Here is an 806-nt window from a genome sequence, read left to right as displayed (position 1 = left end):
TAATGAATTACATGGCTTTGTTATTGAAGGTAAGTCTGAAGCAGTATTACGGCGCGAAAGACTCTGGGCGCACATCATCATGTCTGGGAGTTCATCCAGTGACGGAAACTGGCGTATTGATTTGACAGACAACGCGGCTGAGGGGGCTGGAACTGTGTTGTTCTCTTTATCAGGTAAGCCGTATGACGGTATTGTCGTTACCCCGAGCTATGCTTCCGATCAAATCAGCTTCGACGATGTCCATGGTCGACCATCATCAGGAAACTTGAAGTTTTATCCTGTTGGTGAATCATCAAAAGCCTTAAAGCTCATTTCTCATACTTTATCAGCCCGCGTAAGAGTATGTAGTGATAACAGCGGCACAGAATATTACGGTTATTCAACTTGCTCTTAAGGATGGCTATGTTTAAACAAAAAGGGGCGAGCCTTGTTGAGTTTATGATCGCATCTGCACTTGGGCTTATTTCTCTAGCGACAGTGGGGTCAATCTATGTGAGTGGTCAACGAGTGATAATGGAGCGTTCGAAAGAGTTAATGTTGTTACAGAATTCTGAAAGTGTCGTGCAGATGCTCAAGAGCGACATTCAGCGTGCTGGTTTTGACGGTAACAATGGTCATTCTATAAAAATCTCGGGCTCAGCGAACACAATTTACACTCTTGATGATGTTGATAGAGGGCTAATTGCTTACGCCTATTACATAGGTGTTTCTGGCTCTGCTCCTTTGTATAAAAACGTGGCTTATGAGCAACGAGTTAACACGCCAGAGTCGCTATTTGTGTGTGAAAAAAAGCAAATAACGATATG

At 43.4% G+C, this 806-nt stretch carries 2 protein-coding genes; both read left to right on the top strand.

Going from position 1 to position 806, the window contains the following annotated elements; genetic code table 11:
• A partial coding sequence (locus tag R7P67_RS26015; protein ID WP_318086481.1) for a GspH/FimT family pseudopilin occupies positions 1-394 on the top strand: 394 nt, incomplete at its 5' end.
• 8 nt (positions 395-402) lie between these two features.
• Positions 403-806 (top strand): PilW family protein (locus R7P67_RS26010; protein ID WP_411912821.1); only part of this gene is annotated, 404 nt, incomplete at its 3' end.

It is taken from the genome of Vibrio sp. Vb0937 (genome assembly GCF_033338855.1).
This window is presented reverse-complemented; position numbering and strand designations above follow the sequence as displayed.